This is a genomic window from Pseudomonas sp. LB-090624, assembly GCF_003205205.1.
Lineage (GTDB): Bacteria > Pseudomonadota > Gammaproteobacteria > Pseudomonadales > Pseudomonadaceae > Aquipseudomonas.
This window is the reverse complement of record NZ_QJRL01000018.1, coordinates 108,960-109,431: the sequence shown is the minus strand read 5'-3', so window position 1 is coordinate 109,431 and position 472 is coordinate 108,960. Positions and strand designations below refer to the sequence as shown.

1 pseudogene is annotated in these 472 nt (G+C 53.0%); it reads left to right on the top strand.

From position 1 onward, the window contains the following. Positions 1-288: 288 nt before the first annotated feature. A pseudogene (locus tag DMX11_RS26130) lies at positions 289-472 on the top strand (oxidoreductase); the annotation flags it as partial.

Sequence of the window (472 nt, the reverse complement as noted above, 5' to 3'; positions counted from 1 at the left end):
GGGTTTTACAACAGCTGTCGACTGCATTCAGCACTGGGTTACCGTTCACCGAACGAATACGCAAAAGGCTTAAGGCAGTTGGCTCTGTAGCCAGCTTCTTGGCGTCCGCTGTCACGGGGCAGGCCCATGGTTACTTTTTGTCGCGTTTGACAAAAAGTAACCAAAAAACGCTGCGCTCCCATCATCCGGCCCCTGCGCTGCGCTCCGGGGTTCCCTCACTCCGGCATTGCTCCCGGCAGGACCGCGCCGAAGGCCCCATCCTGGGGCCTCAGCGCTTGACGGGCATCCATGCCCGTCACCTGCCTCCGCAATGCCTGCGTTCGGCCTCCTGAAGTCGCGAAGATCAAGATCAAGATCAAGATCAAGATCAAGATCAAGATCAAGATCAAGATCAAGATCAAGATCAAGATCAAGATCAAGATCAAGATCAAGATCAAGATCAAGATCAAGATCAAGATCAAGATCAAGATCA